Origin of the sequence: Erwinia sp. MYb416 (genome assembly GCF_037479575.1) — a bacterium.
Classification (GTDB): Bacteria; Pseudomonadota; Gammaproteobacteria; order Enterobacterales; family Enterobacteriaceae; genus Erwinia; species Erwinia rhapontici.
The window spans coordinates 1-520 of sequence record NZ_JBBGYT010000214.1 but is presented as its reverse complement, the minus strand read 5'-3'; the positions used below and the strand labels follow the sequence as shown (position 1 = coordinate 520).

Annotated in this window: 1 pseudogene; it reads right to left on the bottom strand. The window is 50.4% G+C overall.

Features of this window, described 5'->3' with window-relative positions:
* Positions 1-316 (bottom strand): annotated as a pseudogene (locus WH277_RS01960) (hypothetical protein); the annotation flags it as partial.
* Between the last annotated feature and the right edge of the window lie 204 nt (positions 317-520).

Sequence of the window (520 nt, the reverse complement as noted above, 5' to 3'; positions counted from 1 at the left end):
GGGCAAATGTTCTCTTACGCAGCGTTTTTTGGTGCGTGTCCAGCGACGAGACTTCGACTGACCGCCCAGGGTAATTGAAGCGTAACTGAAGCATTGAAGCTGCATTATCACTGACATAAAAGAGTTCGGCTACGTTATCAGAACCCCAGTATTTTTTGCCGCTGGCACTCACCGGTTTCGTCATAAAATGGTAAACACTCTGCTGACGGATGTCCTGACGGTGAGGATACTCTGCGTTAAATTGCGCTTTTTGCGAAGGAGTGGTGACGCATCCGGCAAGTAATGCTGTCAGTGTGACTGCTAACAATGTGCGCATTGGCGTACTCCCGTTGTGCTCAGCCGGCCAGTAAAGCAACGATGATATTTACGCTGTAATATAAAGGCGGTTGCGGTCCAGGTAAATGGACACTTAGCGTCAAGGGCTCGGGCAGGAGAAAAACGAGCCGCAGGCAGCGGCTCGTCTGAGGGTTACATCGCGTAGGAGAGCATGATCGTTGTTTTGGTATCAGTATGATCAGGC